General features: G+C 62.6%; 13 protein-coding genes, 1 tRNA gene and 1 other RNA gene. 4 read left to right on the forward strand and 11 right to left on the reverse strand.

The features are described 5' to 3' along the window. Positions 1–15: 15 nt before the first annotated feature. From ACP8KU_RS10735 to ffs, 4 genes are all read right to left on the reverse strand, one after another. Positions 16–2,748, reverse strand: a complete 2,733-nt coding sequence (locus tag ACP8KU_RS10735) for a DNA polymerase III subunit gamma and tau (protein WP_484483735.1) — start codon at positions 2,746–2,748, stop codon at positions 16–18. An 18-nt stretch (positions 2,749–2,766) separates the two neighbouring features. Beyond that, complete coding sequence (locus ACP8KU_RS10740) at positions 2,767–3,291, reverse strand: suppressor of fused domain protein (RefSeq protein ID WP_023016566.1); 525 nt, start codon at positions 3,289–3,291, stop codon at positions 2,767–2,769. Between the two features lie 22 nt (positions 3,292–3,313). Beyond that, positions 3,314–4,585, reverse strand: coding sequence for an aspartate aminotransferase type Ic (locus ACP8KU_RS10745; protein ID WP_237799914.1), 1,272 nt, complete (start codon positions 4,583–4,585; stop codon positions 3,314–3,316). 65 nt (positions 4,586–4,650) lie between these two features. Continuing rightward, positions 4,651–4,747: signal recognition particle sRNA small type (gene ffs / locus ACP8KU_RS10750), an RNA gene on the reverse strand. A 209-nt stretch (positions 4,748–4,956) separates the two neighbouring features. Here ffs and ACP8KU_RS10755 point away from each other — a divergent pair. The 3 genes from ACP8KU_RS10755 to ACP8KU_RS10765 all read left to right on the forward strand — a co-directional run bounded on the left by ACP8KU_RS10755 (position 4,957) and on the right by ACP8KU_RS10765 (position 6,990). Continuing rightward, positions 4,957–5,045: transfer RNA gene (locus ACP8KU_RS10755), tRNA-Ser, on the forward strand. 129 nt (positions 5,046–5,174) lie between these two features. Beyond that, positions 5,175–6,716 (forward strand): molybdopterin-dependent oxidoreductase, encoded by a 1,542-nt coding sequence (locus ACP8KU_RS10760; protein ID WP_484483736.1) that lies wholly within the window; start codon positions 5,175–5,177, stop codon positions 6,714–6,716. A 25-nt stretch (positions 6,717–6,741) separates the two neighbouring features. Beyond that, a complete protein-coding gene (locus ACP8KU_RS10765; protein ID WP_005280792.1) occupies positions 6,742–6,990 on the forward strand; it encodes a hypothetical protein in 249 nt (82 codons plus the stop codon). On the opposite strand, the gene ACP8KU_RS10770 is transcribed toward ACP8KU_RS10765, so the two are convergent. The 3 genes from ACP8KU_RS10770 to gluQRS are packed head-to-tail and all read right to left on the reverse strand — an operon-like array spanning position 6,987 to position 9,834. Then, positions 6,987–7,322, reverse strand: a complete 336-nt coding sequence (locus tag ACP8KU_RS10770) for a hypothetical protein (RefSeq protein WP_005280789.1) — start codon at positions 7,320–7,322, stop codon at positions 6,987–6,989. The two genes, ACP8KU_RS10765 and ACP8KU_RS10770, sit on opposite strands and share 4 nt — an antisense overlap. A 3-nt stretch (positions 7,323–7,325) precedes the next feature. After that, positions 7,326–8,918, reverse strand: coding sequence for a cation:proton antiporter (locus tag ACP8KU_RS10775; protein ID WP_484483737.1), 1,593 nt, complete (start codon positions 8,916–8,918; stop codon positions 7,326–7,328). A gap of 13 nt (positions 8,919–8,931) precedes the next feature. Continuing rightward, positions 8,932–9,834: a tRNA glutamyl-Q(34) synthetase GluQRS gene (gene gluQRS / locus ACP8KU_RS10780; RefSeq protein ID WP_484483738.1), complete on the reverse strand. Its 903-nt coding sequence runs from the start codon at positions 9,832–9,834 to the stop codon at positions 8,932–8,934. Between the two features lie 24 nt (positions 9,835–9,858). On the opposite strand from gluQRS, the gene ACP8KU_RS10785 reads away from it, so the two are divergent. Next, entirely contained in the window at positions 9,859–10,551 is a 693-nt protein-coding gene (locus ACP8KU_RS10785) for a queuosine precursor transporter (RefSeq protein WP_023016560.1), read from the forward strand. Here the strand turns inward: ACP8KU_RS10785 and tgt are convergent. The 4 genes from tgt to ACP8KU_RS10805 all read right to left on the reverse strand — a co-directional run bounded on the left by tgt (position 10,527) and on the right by ACP8KU_RS10805 (position 16,262). After that, positions 10,527–11,783, reverse strand: coding sequence for a tRNA guanosine(34) transglycosylase Tgt (gene tgt / locus ACP8KU_RS10790; protein ID WP_023016559.1), 1,257 nt, complete (start codon positions 11,781–11,783; stop codon positions 10,527–10,529). The two genes, ACP8KU_RS10785 and tgt, sit on opposite strands and share 25 nt — an antisense overlap. Further along, positions 11,780–14,434, reverse strand: a complete 2,655-nt coding sequence (locus ACP8KU_RS10795) for an MMPL family transporter (protein ID WP_484483739.1) — start codon at positions 14,432–14,434, stop codon at positions 11,780–11,782. Before ACP8KU_RS10795 ends, tgt begins: the two co-directional genes overlap by 4 nt. A 229-nt stretch (positions 14,435–14,663) precedes the next feature. Further along, positions 14,664–15,533, reverse strand: a complete 870-nt coding sequence (locus tag ACP8KU_RS10800) for an HtaA domain-containing protein (protein WP_023029968.1) — start codon at positions 15,531–15,533, stop codon at positions 14,664–14,666. An 87-nt stretch (positions 15,534–15,620) separates the two neighbouring features. Further along, the gene (locus tag ACP8KU_RS10805; protein WP_023029967.1) at positions 15,621–16,262 is read right to left on the reverse strand and encodes a biliverdin-producing heme oxygenase; all 642 of its coding nucleotides are present in this window, start codon (positions 16,260–16,262) and stop codon (positions 15,621–15,623) included. Positions 16,263–16,293: the final 31 nt, after the last annotated feature.

Raw genomic sequence — 16,293 nt, forward strand, 5'->3', positions numbered from 1 at the left:
TACCGTGCCACAGTCCTAGACACGGCGAGCACCTAGTTCCTTTTCCACGAGCTCCATCGCCACCTCGGTGGCGCTGCGGTGGTCCATTTCGCCTGCGGACTGCGCGGCTTCGACCATGTCGCGTTCTTCGTCATCGCGGGTATAGGCCGGCGGTTCTTCCGGCGGCGGCTCGTCCGCGGGGCCCTCCGGCTCAGGCGGCAGCGGCACCCCGTTGCTAAATTGCGGCGTGCGCGCGAATTCCTCATCGCGCTGCTTCGCCACCTCGCTTGCCTTGGCGATGCGCGAGCGCCAACCAGGCTTACTCTCCGCCTCCTTATCGTCGCTGGGCTCCCGCTCGGGCGCGTTGGGGTTCCATTCGGGTTTAGCTTGCGGGGCCTGCGGCGCATCGAAACCGGCGGTCTTCGGGTCCGTGCCCACTACGCAATTGACCTCAATATCACGCTGGAATTCCTCCCGCAGCACGTCCACGATGACGGAATTATTCGCCGGCGCATTGATGCGTTCTGCCAGCGCACCGGTGGTATGCCCCAACGTCAGCGTATTATCGCGGAACCCGAGCACGCGGGCTTCGGCAAGCATGATTTCAGCAACCTTATTACGCTTGCCGACGCTCCCCCTCAGCTCCACCCATTTCCTCTTCACCGCATCCACGAAGTCACCGTCATCGCCGCTTGCCGATGCCCCCTGCGCCTGCTGTTGTTCTCCATGGTCTTGTTGCTGCCCCTCCGGCTGCGCTGGCGCCTGCGCTGCCTGGGTCTGGCTCTGCCTCTCCGACTGCGCTGTCGCCGCCGGCACCGGCTTCTCCAGCGGCTCCGCCTGGCCGTTGCCGCGGGCTGACGCATTCTGCGGAACCTGACGCGCCTGACCCCATGGATCCGCGCCATCGTCAGTTTTTACGTCGTCGCCTGCTCCAGCAGGCGAAGCGTCCTTTTCAGGCACATCGCTAGACTGCGAATCCGTGGACTGCTGCTCAGGCCGCCCAGCCCAATCAGCCTGCGCCGATTGCGCATGCTCCGCGCTCGGTTGTTCTTGGGACAACTCAGATCGTCCCTGATTCTCAGCCCCTGTCGACTCCGTTTGCGCTGGCTGTTCATGTTGCGCCGCCGGTGCTGGCTGCGCAGACTGCTCAGCCGGGGTGGCCTGCGCCGACTGCGCAGGACCCTCATGCTCGCCACGCGATTGCTGCGCCGTTGCCTCCGGTTGAGACGATGGTGACGGTGATGTTGCTTGCCCCGACTGTGCCTCGGTGCCAGCGGCCGCTTGATTTGATTGTTGTGCAGGCACCTCTGAGCCAGTAGGGCCCGTGGCGGCCTGGTTTTGTCGTTGCTGTGGCTCCGCCGGTGCGGTGGAGCCCGGAGCAGGCTGGTTTTGCTGGGCCTGGGACTTTGCGCGGCGCCGCGCGATGATGGCGGCCGCTGCCGACTGCGGGTCTTGGGCACCCGAAAAGGCGGGGCCGTTTCCCGCAGAGGGTGCCGCCTGGCCCGATTGTCCTGGCTGTCCTGCTTGCGCTGCCTGCGCCGATTGTGCCCCTTGGCCGGCCTGGTTGGGCTGGCTTGCCTGTGCGGATTGCGGGGCGCCGCTGGGTTGGGCGGCCTGAGGCAATTGGCCTGGCTGGCTCGCGGCGCCCAGAGCTGCACCCGGCGCCGCGCCGGACGAGGTACCGATGAGCAGGTGTGCGCACATGATTTCGAGCAGCAGACGCGGCGAGGTGGCCCCGGTCAGATCGCTGATGCGGTCATTGACGGTGGAGGCAAGATAAGTCAACTGCGGGCCGGAAAAACGCTGCGCTTGGGCGGTGAGCACCTCGGCGCGGTCGGTAGGCGCGGAAACCAGGCCGGCATCGATGGCGCCCGGCACTGCCTGCAGGATCATCAGGTCGCGCAAGCGGTCGAGCAGATCCACCGCAAAGCGGCGTGGGTCGTGGCCGGCCTCGATGACGTTGTCGATCTGCGCGAAGAGGCCGGCCTTGTCGTTTTCGGCGAGGGTAGCGATGGTGTCATCGAGAAGCGTGACGTCCGTAACCCCCAGCAGCGGGCGCGCGAGGTCATAGGTCAAGCCATCGGGGCCCGCACCGGCCAAAAGCTGGTCCAACAGCGACAAGGTATCGCGCGGGGAGCCACCGCCGGCCTCGATGACCATGGGATAGACGGCGTCTTCGACCTGCACGCCCTCAGAGGCGACGGTCCTTTGCAGCAGCCCCTTCATCGCGGGCGGGGTAAGCAAGCGGAAGGGATAGTGGTGCGTCCGGGAGCGAATGGTGCCGATGATCTTTTCCGGCTCCGTCGTCGCAAAGATGAAAATCACGTGCTCCGGCGGCTCTTCAACCACCTTGAGCAACGCATTGGCACCGGACGGGGAAATCATGTGCGCCTCGTCGATGATGAAGATGCGGTAGCGCGATTCCGCCGGCGCATAGTAGGCGCGGTCGCGCAGCTCGCGCATGTCCTCCACGCCATTGTGCGAGGCGGCGTCGAGCTCCGTCACGTCCAGGTTGCCCGGGCCGCCGGGCGCGAGCGACACGCACGAATCGCACTTGCCGCACGGCGTCGAGGTGGGCCCGTGCTCGCAGTTGAGCGAGCGGGCCATAATCCGCGCCGAAGACGTCTTACCGCAGCCGCGCGGGCCGGAAAAGAGGTAGGCGTGGTTGATGCGCCCCGCGTCGAGGGCGGCAGATAGCGGCGTGGTGACCTGCTCTTGTCCCACGACCTCGGCAAACGTTGCTGGACGGTATTTCCGGTATAAAGCCACGGTTAGCCAGTTTACCGGCTAACCCTCGCGCGACCAGTCCAGCAGGTCAATGCCCTGCTCGGCCACGGCCTCTTGCAGCTTGCCGACGCCCTCTTCCACCCCAAACGCATATTCCGCATCCGTCAGCATGACCAGCTGCAGCACGAGCGTCAGGCGGTCATCCTCGCGGTATTGCGGCGTCTGCCCGCCCCAGAGGTACGGGGCGATGAGCAGCCCGTGGTGCACGGACGGCTCGCCGGGGAGATCAAGAAGCGACGGCAGCAAGACGCCGGGTTGCGCGGGCAAGAGGCCGCCCGCCTTCTCCAGCTTCGCGGCCGCGGCCCCCACGGCGGCGGCGACTTCGGGCTGGCCCACGCGCGCTACAGTGACGAGTTCGCAGCGCACATCTAGGCCTTCGGCATCGCTGCGCAGGCCGGTATCGACGTCGTTGAAGGTGGTGGTGAGGGCGAGGGATTGGGCATCGGCAAGCGTGGCTAAACCCAGCCTGCGCCCGTCGACGTACCGGAACTCCAGGGGAGCCGGGATGACCTCGCTGAGCCACACGGCGGCTTCGTCGGCGTTGATTTTAGCCCTCCGCCTTTTCGATGGCCGCCAGGAGCACGCAGGTGGCAACGCCGTCGATGGCTTCCTCGATTTCCTCCTGCGGCGGCAGCGACACCGCAAGGCGGATATTGCGGTCATTCTCATCGCGTCCGTGCGGGTAGGCCGCGCCCGCCTTGGTGAGCACGATGCCGGCGTCCTTGGCCAGTTCCCACACGCGGGTGGCGGTGCCGTCGACGACGTCCATGGAGATGAAGTAGCCGCCCGCTGGGTCGGTCCATTCCGCCACGCCGTACTCGCCCAGGCGCTCATCCAGGATGCGGCGCGCGGCGGCAAACTTCGGCGCCAGCAGCTCGGCGTGGCGGCGCATCAGCTCGCGCACGCCGTCCGCGGAGCCGAAGAACTCGGCGTGGGCGAACTGGTTAATCTTATTCGGCCCAATGCCGCGGATGCCCGCGTGCTCCAGGTACCAGTCGAGGTTCTCTGCCGAGGAGCCGAAGAAGCTCACGCCGGAGCCCGCGAAGGTGACCTTGGAGCTCGAGGACATGGCCCAGAAGCGGTTGGGATGCCCGCCCTGCTTGGCGATGTCCAGCACCGGCAAGACTTCCGGAAACTCGTCTGTCAGCGTGTGTACTGCATAGGCGTTATCCCACACAATGCGGAAGTCGGGCGCCGCGGTGTCCATTTCCGCCAGGCGGCGGGTCTTGTCCTCCGAGATGAGTACGCCGGTGGGGTTGGAGAACATGGGGATGAGCCACATGCCCTTAACCTGTGGGTCTTGGGCGAGCTTAGCGATGGCCTCGACATCCGGGCCGTCGTCTTCCATCGGCACCGTCACCAACTCGAAGCCGAAGAGCTCCGTGATGGCAAAGTGCCGGTCATAGCCGGGAACCGGGCAGATCCACTTGACGGTTTCTTCCTCGCTCCACGGGTGCGGCGAATCATTGGTGCCGAAGATATAGGACCAAGAAATGAGGTCGAACATGATGTTGAGCGAGGAGCTATCGCCGGCCAGCAAGAGCTCTGGGTCAATATTGATTAACTCGCCCCACAGCTCGCGCAGCTTCTTAACGCCCTTCAGGTTGCCGTAGTTGCGCAGGTCAGCGCCTTCAGAATCGGTGTAGTTTCCCTCACCCGGCAGCGATAACAGCGCGTTGGAGAGATCGAGCTGCGCCTTCGATGGCTTGCCACGGGTCAAATCCAGCTTGAGGCCCTTTGCTTTTAGGTCCGCATATTCTTCGCGGACTTTAGTGGCAAGTTCTGCCAAAGCGGACGATTCCAGAGTGAGAAGCGACATTAGTTATGTCTTACCTTCCGTAGTGTGGTGCGACGTTTAGCCACCAATACTAACGCACCCTGCACAAAAAAGGGACCCCGCGCACCCGTCAGAGCCTCCTGACCCTTGCTGCATTCCTGCCCTGGGGGAGTTCAGAGGATGGACGCCACGCGGAATCCTGTCTTTACCTTAACGCCCACGGCCCGCATAAGCCAAATACACCGCCGCCCGACATCGCTTGGGGCGAGGCGGAAGGCTGTGGGGGCATCGGCAAGCGGCAGCAGTTCGGTGAGCGCCGGGTCCTGCCCTACCGAAACCCAATAATTGCCCAAAAATCGGCACTGACCAGGCGATTGGCATTCTAATTGCCACGGCTGCTAATGTTTCTTCTCGGAGGATTCGACTAGCGGCCTATGTCACACGCCTGGAACGCGTGCGGGGTTCACGCCCCTCGTGGGTTCAAATCCCACATCCTCCGCCACTGGAAATCCCGGCTCGAAAGGGTCGGGATTTCCGCATATCTACAGCCTGCTTGTTTAATCCGTGAAAACCCGTCAAAATAGAGATAGTTCCTTTCCCCATAAACTATCTCACTAGGACGCTCTCCCCCATGGACTATGTCTTGGCTCTCGGCGAAAACCCCGATTTTCCTTTGTGGCTTCGCGCGACACACCTCATCAACTTTGTACTCATCGGCATGCTCTTGCGCTCCGGGCTGGAAATGCTTTCTTCCATGCCGCGCCTGTGGTGGCGCAATGACTGCGCCCCTGGCACCGAATGGCTGCGTTTTACCAAGCGCAAGCTGCCGAAGGAAGAGGGCGTATATACCTCTTTGATGGACGAGCTTTCGTGGTCACCGGTCGTGACGCTGCCGGGCCGCGAAAACGTGGGCCTGGGCCGCCACTGGCACGGCCTTTCGGTCATGCTGTGGGTCCTCAATGGCCTGGTGTATGTCGTGCTGCTCTTTGCCACTGGCTTGTGGCAGCGCCTCATCCCCACGTCCTGGGACATCATCCCGGAGGCCTGGGATACCTTCAAGGTCTATATCAGCCTCAGCGCCCCCGGCATCGAGCACTTCACGCCCTACGATGCCCTCCAGCAGCTTGCCTACGCCTTCGTCATCTTCATCGTCGCGCCCTTCATGATGGTGACCGGTCTGGGCATGTCGCCGGCCATCCGCGTGCGCTTCCCGTGGTTCGTGAAGATGTTGGGCGGGCACCAGGGCGCGCGGTCGCTGCACTTTATCGGCATGGTCTTAATGTCCGCGTTCATCCTGGTCCACGTGGTGCTGGTCTTCTTCGTGCACCGCGAGCACAACATGGTCCACATCGTCTTCGGCGACGTCTCCACCGAGCGCTACATGCAGGCCTTTACCACCGTCGTCATCACCATCGTGGCGGTCATCATCTTCTGGATTGCCCTGTCCTATTGGACCTTGGCGGACCGCGCCCGGGCACATAACTTCTTGGTCTCGTTCACCGAAATTGGCCGCAAGCTTTCGCTGAACCACTTCCACCCGCGCAAGCCCAAGGAAACCAAGGACTCGCCGCTGCCCATTTCCTCCTTCCACTGGACCAACGGCCTGCCGCCAACGGAAAAGGAGTCCCCGGAGTGGACTGAGTACAAGCGCAATGGGTGGCAGAACTACGCCATTACCGTGGCTGATGATGTCAACGGCACTGAAAAGACCGTCACCCTCGAAGAATTGCGGGAGCTACCTCAGACGTCCTACATCGCCACGCATACCTGTATGCAGGGGTGGTCGGCGACCTCGAAATGGGGAGGTCCCAAGCTTGTCGATGTCCTCGAGCTACTCTGCCCCCGCCCCGAAGGCGCCAACTACGTGCTTATCGAGTCCTATGGTTTGGCGCAGAAGATGTACGATAACCGCCCGCGCGAGCCTTTCTACGCGGCCTTCGATGTCGAAACGGCGATGGAGGATCAGTCCATTTTGGCTATTTCGCGCAATGACCAGGACATCGATCTGCACTTGGGCGCCCCAGTGCGCGCCCGCGTGGAGTCGAACCACGGGTATAAGGCCGTGAAGTGGGTATCGCGGATTGCCTGGATTGGTGATTACGCCGACTACGGCGATGGCCGCGGCGGCACCCGCGAGGATTCCGCGCTCCAGGCCTTCAACGGCCGCATCTAGCATCGAAGGATTAGAATCTGTTTCTATGACTGATAAATCTTCCGTCACCGAAACCCGCATCGCCATCGAAGGCGTCCGCAACGACAACGACGTGCGCAAGTGCCTGCAAAAGCTCTACGGCATCTTTGCCGATACGGGAATGGGTCAAGCCACTTTCGAGATGACCGGGGAGGCCACCGCGGATGTCGTCATCAAGCACGCTGAGTCCGTCACGGTGGACCCAGAGGTCATCGATGCGGCGGTGCGCAAGGCGGGGCCGTACCGCCTCGCCTAGTCGATGCGCGGTGGCTCGTAGCCGTCCTCTTTGAGCCACGCGATATGCGGTGGGGTATTCATGCCCCACTCGCTGCGCGCCCAGGCAAAGGTCTGGCGCACCTCGGCCTCGGAATAACCGCCATCGCGCAGGTACTGCCGGAAGCCATTCGGCCCGGAATCCTTGATCCAGAGCCAGACGTAGTCGTCGAGGGAGTCATCGGCAAGCAAGCTTTCTAGGCCCGCCGGAACGAACTCGCGCTCGGCGCGCACGCGGTCCGCCAAGTCCGCGTCGAGGAAATCGTAGAGGTAGTCCATCGCGTCCTCGAGCTCGGCATAGTGTTGTGGGTCCATGAGCTAAATCTCCCGGTGATTGGTGCCGATGACCATGCGGTCGATCTCTTCCAGTATCTCATCCACGATGGCCGGATTGAAGGCCCGATCCTTGCGCAGGGCTAGGAGCTCGCTCTGGGCGGCGTTGAGCGCGGTGCGGCGGGCCTCCAGCGCGACGCGGCGGGCCTCCTCGGCGCGCTGCTTGCGCTCGTCGTTATTCTCGGCGGGGTTTTCGCCATCGCCCAGGCGGTCCTCGAACCACTGGATGACGTTGGCGGAAATTTCCGGATCGACCGTTTCGGCCTCGCCGGTGGCATCGTCTTCGGGGCGGAATTGCGATAGCGCATCGATGCTGGCGGCGCGCGCCCGCGAGACCACCGCGGCGCGCATCTTATCGTTGGCGGCCTGCGAGGCCTCGGTGAGATCGAGCTGCCTCATCAACCACGGCAGCAGCAGGCCGGGCAGCACCATGGTGACCAGCAGGACGGTCAGGGCGATAACGGCCAGCTCGTGGTGGAAGGCGAAGACGCCGGTGGGAATGGACAAAACCAGCGCCAAGGTCACCAGGCCGCGCATGCCGGACCAGGTCATCAGCAGCACCTCCTGCATCCGCAGCGGGGCAACGTGCGGGCGCCCGCGCGAGACGTTGAGGCGGTAGTAGAAGAACATCCACACGAAACGCACCACGAAGGCCACCAGCGAAAGGATCACGCCGACCATGACGGAGTGCCACAAATCCGAGCCCACCTCCGCGATGGCCGTATTAACCGTCAACCCGATAAGCCCGAAGGCGACGCCAGTAAATAGCAGCTCCATGGTCTCCCAGAAAGACTGGCCGGAAAGCCGGTCCTCGGCTTGGATATCGGCGCGCGAGTTGAGCTCGACGGCGGCGATGACCACGGCGATAACGCCAGAAGCCTCCAGCTCTTCGGCCACGAGGAAGGTGGCGAATGGAACCACCCAGGTCAGGGCGTTGCGCGCGACCACATCGTGGACGTGGGTAATAAACAGCGCCGTCAGCCGCCCAATGAGCCAGCCAATGGCAAGCGCGACGACGGACGAATAAAGGAAGCTCAGCACGCCGCTGCCAAAAGAAATATCCCCGCCCTGGGTCACGGCGGCGAGCGCAAGGTGGAAGGCTACGATGGAGGCGGCATCGTTAAACAGCCCCTCCGTTTGCAGGGTGGTGATGATGCGGCGCGGGATGCCGGCGGGCTCGGCCACCGCGTCCACGGCCACGGGGTCCGGCGGGGCGATGGCCGCGCCGATGAGGATGGCGGCGGCGATGCTAATCCCCGGCAGGAATGCGTAGGCGGTCGCGCCCACGGCCAGGGTGGTGGCGACGACAAGCAGCACGGACAGGCTCAGGATGGTCACCCACTGCCCGCGAATCACGCCCCAGGACGTGCGCCGCGCGAGCGCCCACAGCAGCGGCGGCAAGAAGATGGGAAGGATGAGCTCGGTGGGGATGTCGAATTGCGGCAGCCCCGGCACGAAAACGGCGCAGGCGGTAATAATCGTCAGCAGCGCGGGCCAGGGCAGCCCGATCCTATCGCCGATCGCAACGACGAAGACGGTCAGCAGCATGAGCCCGATGAGAACCAATAAAACTTCCATGGGCTCGATAATATTACGGACGCCAAATATACGGCTCGCGGCTCAATTCCTCCGGCCGGAATTGCGCGAGGAGCTCGGCGGCGGTCTCCGCCTCATAGCCCAAAGACTGCGCCAGCTGCTTGACGATGCCCCTCGGCTCCCCCATCTCCCCCATCTCCCGCATCGTCACCGCGCCATCGCGCTTAGCCAGGCGCTTGCCCGCAGCATTCAGAACCAGCGGCACGTGCACGTAGGTCGGCGGTGCAATCCCCAATAAGGAAGCAAGATAAGCCTGGCGCGGGGCGGAGGATAAGAGATCGTCGCCGCGGACCACCTGGTCGATGCCATGGTAGGCATCATCCACAACCACCGCCAGGTTATAGGCCCAGCCGCCGTCCTGCCCGCCGCGGCGCAGGATGAAATCATCAACTTCGCCGGTGAAATCGCCGTGCAGGGCGTCGTGGATGGTGAAGCTGGAGACATCGGCGCGCAGGCGCAGCGCCGGCTGGCGGTTATCGGCGGCGAGCTGGGCGCGTTTGGTGGCACGTTGGGCATCGGAAAGCGCACGGCAGGTGCCCGGGTACTGGCCCGGAATGGCGTGCGGAGCGCGGGAGGCTTCGCGGATATCCTTGCGCGAGCAGTAGCACTCGTAGACCGGCAGCTTCTGGAGCGCCGCGGCGTAGGCGGCATCGCGATCCTGCTGGTAGATGACCTCGCCGTCCCACTCCAGCCCCAAGGCCGCAAGGTCCGCGAGCTGTCGCTCGGCCGCCGCGCGGGAGGAGCGCTGCTTATCGATGTCCTCCACCCGCACCACAAACCTGCGCCCCGTCGACCGCGCGTAGAGCCACGCCAGAAGCGCCGTGCGCAGGTTGCCAAAGTGGAGATCGCCAGAAGGGCTCGGGGCATAGCGGCCCGCCCCGGTGGTCGCGGAATTCATATTCCCAGCATACGGTTTGGCACAATGGTGGGCATGGAAAAATCCCCCTCCTCTCAAGTGCGCTTTATCCCCGTTCATTCCACTCTCTATCCCTGGCTCGTCACCATTTTCGTCGTGACGTTTTTGATTTCTAATATCAACGCCACCAAGGGCGTCCAGCTTGGGCCGCTCGTGACCGATGGCGCCTTCTTCCTCTTCCCGCTGGCCTATATCGTCGGCGACGTTTTATCCGAGTGCTACGGCTTCAAGTCCACCCGGCGCGCCATCTACATCGGCTTTGCGATGGCCCTGCTCGCCGTCGTGTGTTTCTACATCGCCATCTGGCTGCCCGCAGCGGATTTCTATGAGGGGCAGGAGGCCTTCGCCGCCACGCTGGGCCTAGTGCCGCGCATCGTTTTGGCTTCCCTGGCCGGCTATCTGGTGGGCCAGCTGCTCAACGCGTGGACGCTGACCGCGATGAAGAAGCGCACCGGCGAAAAGGGCCTTTTCTCCCGGTTGATCGCCTCCACCGTGGTGGGCGAGTTTGGCGATACCTTGCTGTTTTGCGCCATCGCCGCGCCCGTCATCGGCATCGACACCACGAGCGGGTTCATCAACTACGTGGTGGTGGGCTTTGTGTGGAAGACGCTGATTGAGGTCGTCCTCTTGCCCATTACCTCCACGGTTATCAAGCTGGTGAAAAAGCGCGAGGATTACCGCGCCTTCGACGCCGCGTAGTAGCGGCCTAGGAACTCATCGCGGTAGTCCTCGTAGTAGCCGCCGTTGATCGCTGCGCGGATATTATCTACTAACCGCACCATGAATTCCACGTTGTGGATGGTGCACAACGTACCGGCCAAAAATTCCTTCGCCTTGAGCAGGTGGTGCAGGTAGGCGCGCGAGTAGTTCTCCGTCACGTAGCCGCCGAATTCCTCGTCGATGCCCTTGAAATCCCGCTTGAACCGCGCATTGGTGAGGTTAAGGCGGCCATCAAGCGTGTAGACGCCACCGCGGCGAGCCAGGCGGGTCGGCGCGACGCAATCGAAGGTATCGGCGCCGGCTTCGACCGCGGTAAAGATGTCATCCGGTTCGGAGATGCCGAGCAGGTGGCGCGGTTTATCGTCCGGTAGTTCATCGCACACCCAGCCCACGATGGTGCCGAGGTTCTGCTTTTCCAGCGCACCGCCGATGCCAAAGCCACCGAATCCGCGCCGGCCCTTCTCTCGCGCGGCGCGATCCAAATCCAAGAGCCCGCGGGTGGCCTGGCGGCGCAGGTCCTCGTATTGCGCTCCCTGCACCACGCCCCACAGCGATTGCTTTGGGCGGTGGTAGCGCTCGCGGGTGAGCCGATCGTGTTCCTCCAGGCACCGCTGCGCCCACCGGTGCGTGCGGGCGACGGATTCCTCCTGGTAGGTGCGCGAATCAATGAGCGTGGTCAGCTCGTCGAAGGCGAACATGATATCCGCGCCCAGCCCGTGCTGAATCTGCATGGACTTTTCGGGCGTAAAGCGGTGCTTGGAGCCATCGATAATCGAGCGGAAATCCACGCCTTCCTCATCCACCTTGGCCATGCGCTCCCTTTTCGCGGCGCGAATATCCTTTTCGGTGAGATCTGCAAGGTCCATGGCGATGACCTTTTTAAAGCCCACGCCCAAAGACATCACCTGGAATCCGCCGGAATCCGTGTACGTCGGCCCGTGCCAGTTCTCAAATTTCGCCACGCCGCCGGCCTCGTCCACGATGTCGTGGCCCGGCTGCAGGTAGAGGTGATAGGCATTGGACAAAATGGCCTGCGTTCCGGTGGCGCGAATCTGCTCCGGCGTCAACGTCTTCACCGTGGCCTTGGTCGCCACTGGGATAAACGCCGGGGTGGCGATATCGCCGTGCGGGGTGTGGATGACGCCGCTGCGGCCATGCTTGCCGGGGCCTTCGGGCAGGCGCTTATCGATGTCGAAACTTAAGTCCTTCATTCCTTTTCTTCCTCTTCTTCCCTGGCCTTCTGGCCGTGTTGTGCTTCCCATTCTTCCTCAAGCGCGGTGCCCTCGATGTCTACGGTGGGCAGGATCTTATCCAGCCACTTGGGCATCCACCACGTAGCGCGGCCCATGAGGAACATGGAGGCCGGGACGAGGGTCATGCGGACAAAGAAGGCATCGAAAAGCACGCCCGCCGCCAAGGCAAAGCCGAAGATCTGGATGAACGGCAGCGGCTGATTAATAAAGGCCACGAAGACCGAAATCATGATGATGGCCGCGGCCGTCACCACGCGCGCGCCCTGGGTAAAGCCGGTGATGGTGGCCTCGTCGACGGCATTATAGGGCCCCGACGTGCCCTTCGGGTGCCGCGCGATGTGCTCGCGCATGCGGGTGACCAGGAAGACCTGGTAGTCCATGGCCAAGCCGAAGGTCACGCCGATGAGGAAGATCGGCATGAACGATAGCAGCGGGCCAGGGCCCGGGACGAGGCCCCACAGGCCGTCTTGCCATACCAGCACCGTCAGGCCGAACGCGCCGCCAACCGAAAGCAGGAAGCCCAAGCCCGCCACCAGCGGCACCAGGAGGGAGCGGAAGACGACGAGCAGCAGCACGATCGCAAGTCCCACGACGATGCTGAGGTACGGCGCCATCGCATCGCGCAGGCGCTCGGTGATGTCCAGCTGCACGGCGGTCAGACCCGTCAGGCCGACTTCGGTGCCGGTGGTGCCTTCGATTTGCTTCGTGGCAGAGCGCAGGGCGTGCGCGACATCAATGGTTGCCGCTTCCGTCGGCGAGGTCTCCGGGGTCACCATGATTTGTGCCGCGCGCTGGTCATCGCTGAGCGAAACGATTTGCGCGTGCTTTACCCCGCCGAGCGTCTTTAATTGATCCGCGGTGTAGAGAAAGGACGCGAGCGCCGCCTTATCTTCGGCGCTCTTCGGCGCAGCAGCTGCTTCCTTGTCCTCGACCTCTGCGACGGGGGCGATTTCCGGCTCCGCTGGCTGTTCGCCGGGTTGATCTGCTGGCTGATCCGCGGGGTGTTCTGCCGGGTGCTCGGCTGGCTGGTCGGGCGCCTCGTTCGGCGCGGGCTCAGGCGCGTTGTCAGGCGCATGGTCGGCCGGGTGCTCGGCAGGGCCTTCGGCGGGTGCCTCACTGGCGCCCTCGCCGGCGTTTTCCTCGGGTTCGTCCTGTCCGCCCTGGGCTGCCACCAATGGGGCGAGCGCGGCGGAATCGGCGTTGATGGTGTGGGCATCGACAACCGCGAGGAACGGCCCGTTGATGCCGGGTCCGAAGCCCTCGGCCAGCAGGTCGGCGGCCTTGCGCTGGGTGGTATCGGGATTCGAGGTGGTATCGGCAGGCAGCGCCAAATCCATGTGAAGCACGGGGGCGGTCATGGCGCCGAGGGAGAGGACGACGAGGGCCATCGCCAAGCCGGGCACCTTTTGTACCAGCCGTACCCAGCGATTGCCCATGGTCGGGCCGCGGCGCACCTTGCCCTTGCGGGAAGAATTGCCGGCCACGCCGGGGATGCGGCCGGCAAATGCCTTGTCCCCCAAAAGTCCGAGCATCGCGGGGATGAGCGTGAGGGAGACGAGGACGGCGATGGCCACGGTGGCCGCGGCGGAAAGCCCCATGGCGGTGAGGAATTCGATGCGCGCAATGAGCAGGGCAAAAAGCGCGGTAAAGACGGTGGTGCCGGCGAAGACCACGGAAGAGCCCGCCGTTCCTGCCGCCATACCGGCGGCCTCTGGGGCGGACATGCGGGCCCGCTCGGCGCGGTAGCGGGACAGGATAAACAGCGCATAGTCGATGCCCACCGCCAGGCCAATCATGATGGCCAGCACCGGCGTCATGTTGTTGAGCTCGATCCAGTGCGTGGTAATCATCATGCCGCATGCGCCCAGGCCAACCCCGATGACGGCCGAAATCAACGGCATTCCGGAGGCGACCAGGGAACCGAAGGTAAAGATGAGCACGAGGAAGGCCACGCCCAGACCGATGACCTCGGAGGTGGAATTGACCCGAATCTCATCGCCAAACCCGGCGCCGCCGGCCTCAACGGTAAGCCCCTGCTGCCTGCCAATATCCATCGCTTCCGTCACGATGTCCTTATCGGCCTGCTCCACGCTATAGGGCGATTCGGCATCGAAGTTGAAGGTGGTATAGGCAATGGTCTCGTCTTCGTTGACCATGGCGAGGTTATCGGCATCGGCACGCGCGGATGATTCCGGCAGCCCCATCTCCGTGAACTGGTGGATAACCTCGTCTTGCAGCCGCGGCGAAACCTCAAGGGGGTTGCCAAAGCGCATGGTATCGCCCATCTCCAGGTTGTCCTCGAGGTGGGTGATGACCGCATCGATGGCCTTTTCATTGGCGGGATCCGAGAGCTTTTGGCCTTCCGGGGCCTTGAAGACCAAGTTCACCGACGGCGAGTTGGCGGGATTGCCGCCTTCCGGGAAGAGGTCCATCGTCTTGTAGGTGGCGTCGATGGACGGGGTGCCTTTGATAGCGAACTCGCTCGTCATCGGTTTCATCAACAGGGCGGTAGCGCCGCCGGCGGCGGCAAGCAGGACCACCCAGGTGACGATGACCTTCCATTTATTAAGGAAAGACCAGCGCCCGAGCCGGTAGAGGAGTTTAGCCACGGGAAATGTACCTTCGCATTCGCGTAGTCGGACGGATTTAACTTCGCCCTAGTGTAGTTGCCGTGCCCCTTATTCCCTATTACTTAGCCGCCATACAGCCCGTATTCACAGACGATGCCAAGGCGGCCGCCCCAAAAAGAACCGTGGCCACCCGGTGCAGTCAAAGACTAGACTGGGCGACCACGGCGGAGCGGCTTAGACGATGCAACCGCGAGAGAGCGCTCGCTGTTTAAACGTACTTTGCCAGGTTCAAGCCGGGAAGAACGAGGTTAGAAAAGAAGGAGCCGAATTTCTTCACTCGTTCGAGAATGGCCGCAATAGCCCCATCCAGCTTGCCGAAGGAAGAGCTTCCTAGGGAAGAACCATCGGTCGCAGGTTTTTCTGCGGAGGGCTTGTTTTCTGAGGGCACCTGGCCAGACGGCTTATCGCTCGCGGAAGCCCCCTCGAAGGCCACGGTGAGATCCGTGTCGGCATCATCTACTGGCTGCCCCACCGGGTACTTGCCCAAGAAGATGTCAGAGCCAGTCTGGGTAAATGAGGTCGGGGCATCGGTTGTGGCGTAGCTCTTGCCGGTCTCTGGCACCAAAGGCTCGGAGAGCTTGAAGGTAGAGATAGCAGCATCATCCCCGGATTGGTCGACAGGCTGGTCCTTAAATGGGCCGGAAGCACCGGTAAGCTTATAGTCCGCGGTAATGGTGGCATCTTGACCTTTCACTTCCACCTTAATATCCGAAAACATCAAGTCCATACCGTAGGAACCGTTAGGCCCCAGCCCTGGATAGCCCTGAAGGTGCACAGACCCCTTGGTACCAATTGTTCCGTTGCCATCGGCGTCTAGGGTGGTCTCGGCTACATCGACGGGGAAGGTGAAATCCTTGCCCACCTTTTCTGCGCCTTCAGCCGGGGTAATGACACCTTTAGCAAACGGGGTACCCAAGTGATGAATGAAAGATTCTTTGATCGGCCAATTCAGTTGGCCGGATTCCACAGCGGCGATCTCGGTGGAACCATCAGCCGGAGCCTCGGCCGCGGTGGCCATAGGGACCGTAAAGGTGCCGAGTGCAACCGCACCGGCCGCAATAACAGATGTTGTTTTCATGAGATTCTCCTCTTGAGAGCATTGGTGAAGCCTTGCCTATCAATATTAGGCAAGGCTTACTTTAGTTAGTTGATTAGAAAAAGTAAATCAGTGACGCTCATCTAGTTCTGCGAAAACTCCCGAATTGAAAGCGAACGCGCGCTGTGCCTCAGACAACAAGACCTCTCGTTCCCCTGCAGTCAGCGAAAGGTTATCTAGACGCTGGCGATACCCCTTGCGATACGGAGGAATCTTGCCAATGGCAGTGAAGTCATAGAAGTTCAGCGCATCCGATTCAATGTCATAGAGTGCACCTAAGCGCGCAGCAATGACCTGCCCCCCGGAGACATCCCCGAGGTAACGGACATAGTGATGGGCCACGACCTCTACCGCGCTTCCGGACACCTCCTCCAAACGCGCAACATAGGCGGCAGTAGCTGGCAAGATTCGGATCATTTCACGCCAATCACCACCAACCAGAGCCGCCAAGTCCGCCTCCAGTGCGTAGCGCCGTTCGAGACGTGGATCGGCCACCGCGCTGCCGATCGGAGTGTGCGCCACGCTGCGGACGGCACGCTCCAACGACTCATAGACAAACCACAACTGGCCGGTCAGGTCGGCTGCAGCCGCCCTGCTCAACTGTCCCGACATGAGGCGCTGCATAAACGCAGAGCCTTCTGCATTTTCGTGAGCGTGCGCAGTTGCCTCGCGCAGCGCTGCAGACAATGGCTTATTGAGAGTAACAGTCACTGACTTCCTCCAAAGTAACGCTTACCTAAGT

The sequence above is a fragment of the Corynebacterium sp. LaCa_282 genome, assembly GCF_057198125.1.

What these genes read in the sequence shown, in the direction of transcription:
- ACP8KU_RS10765 (WP_005280792.1), top strand. Translation starts at nt 6,742, where the DNA reads ATGACTGATAAATCTTCCGTCACCGAAACCCGCATCGCCATCGAAGGC.
- ACP8KU_RS10770 (WP_005280789.1), bottom strand. Translation starts at nt 7,322, where the DNA reads ATGGACCCACAACACTATGCCGAGCTCGAGGACGCGATGGACTACCTC.
- ACP8KU_RS10785 (WP_023016560.1), top strand. Translation starts at nt 9,859, where the DNA reads ATGGTGGGCATGGAAAAATCCCCCTCCTCTCAAGTGCGCTTTATCCCC.
- gluQRS (WP_484483738.1), bottom strand. Translation starts at nt 9,834, where the DNA reads ATGAATTCCGCGACCACCGGGGCGGGCCGCTATGCCCCGAGCCCTTCT.
- ACP8KU_RS10745 (WP_237799914.1), bottom strand. Translation starts at nt 4,585, where the DNA reads ATGTCGCTTCTCACTCTGGAATCGTCCGCTTTGGCAGAACTTGCCACT.
- ACP8KU_RS10800 (WP_023029968.1), bottom strand. Translation starts at nt 15,533, where the DNA reads ATGAAAACAACATCTGTTATTGCGGCCGGTGCGGTTGCACTCGGCACC.
- ACP8KU_RS10775 (WP_484483737.1), bottom strand. Translation starts at nt 8,918, where the DNA reads ATGGAAGTTTTATTGGTTCTCATCGGGCTCATGCTGCTGACCGTCTTC.
- tgt (WP_023016559.1), bottom strand. Translation starts at nt 11,783, where the DNA reads ATGAAGGACTTAAGTTTCGACATCGATAAGCGCCTGCCCGAAGGCCCC.
- ACP8KU_RS10760 (WP_484483736.1), top strand. Translation starts at nt 5,175, where the DNA reads ATGGACTATGTCTTGGCTCTCGGCGAAAACCCCGATTTTCCTTTGTGG.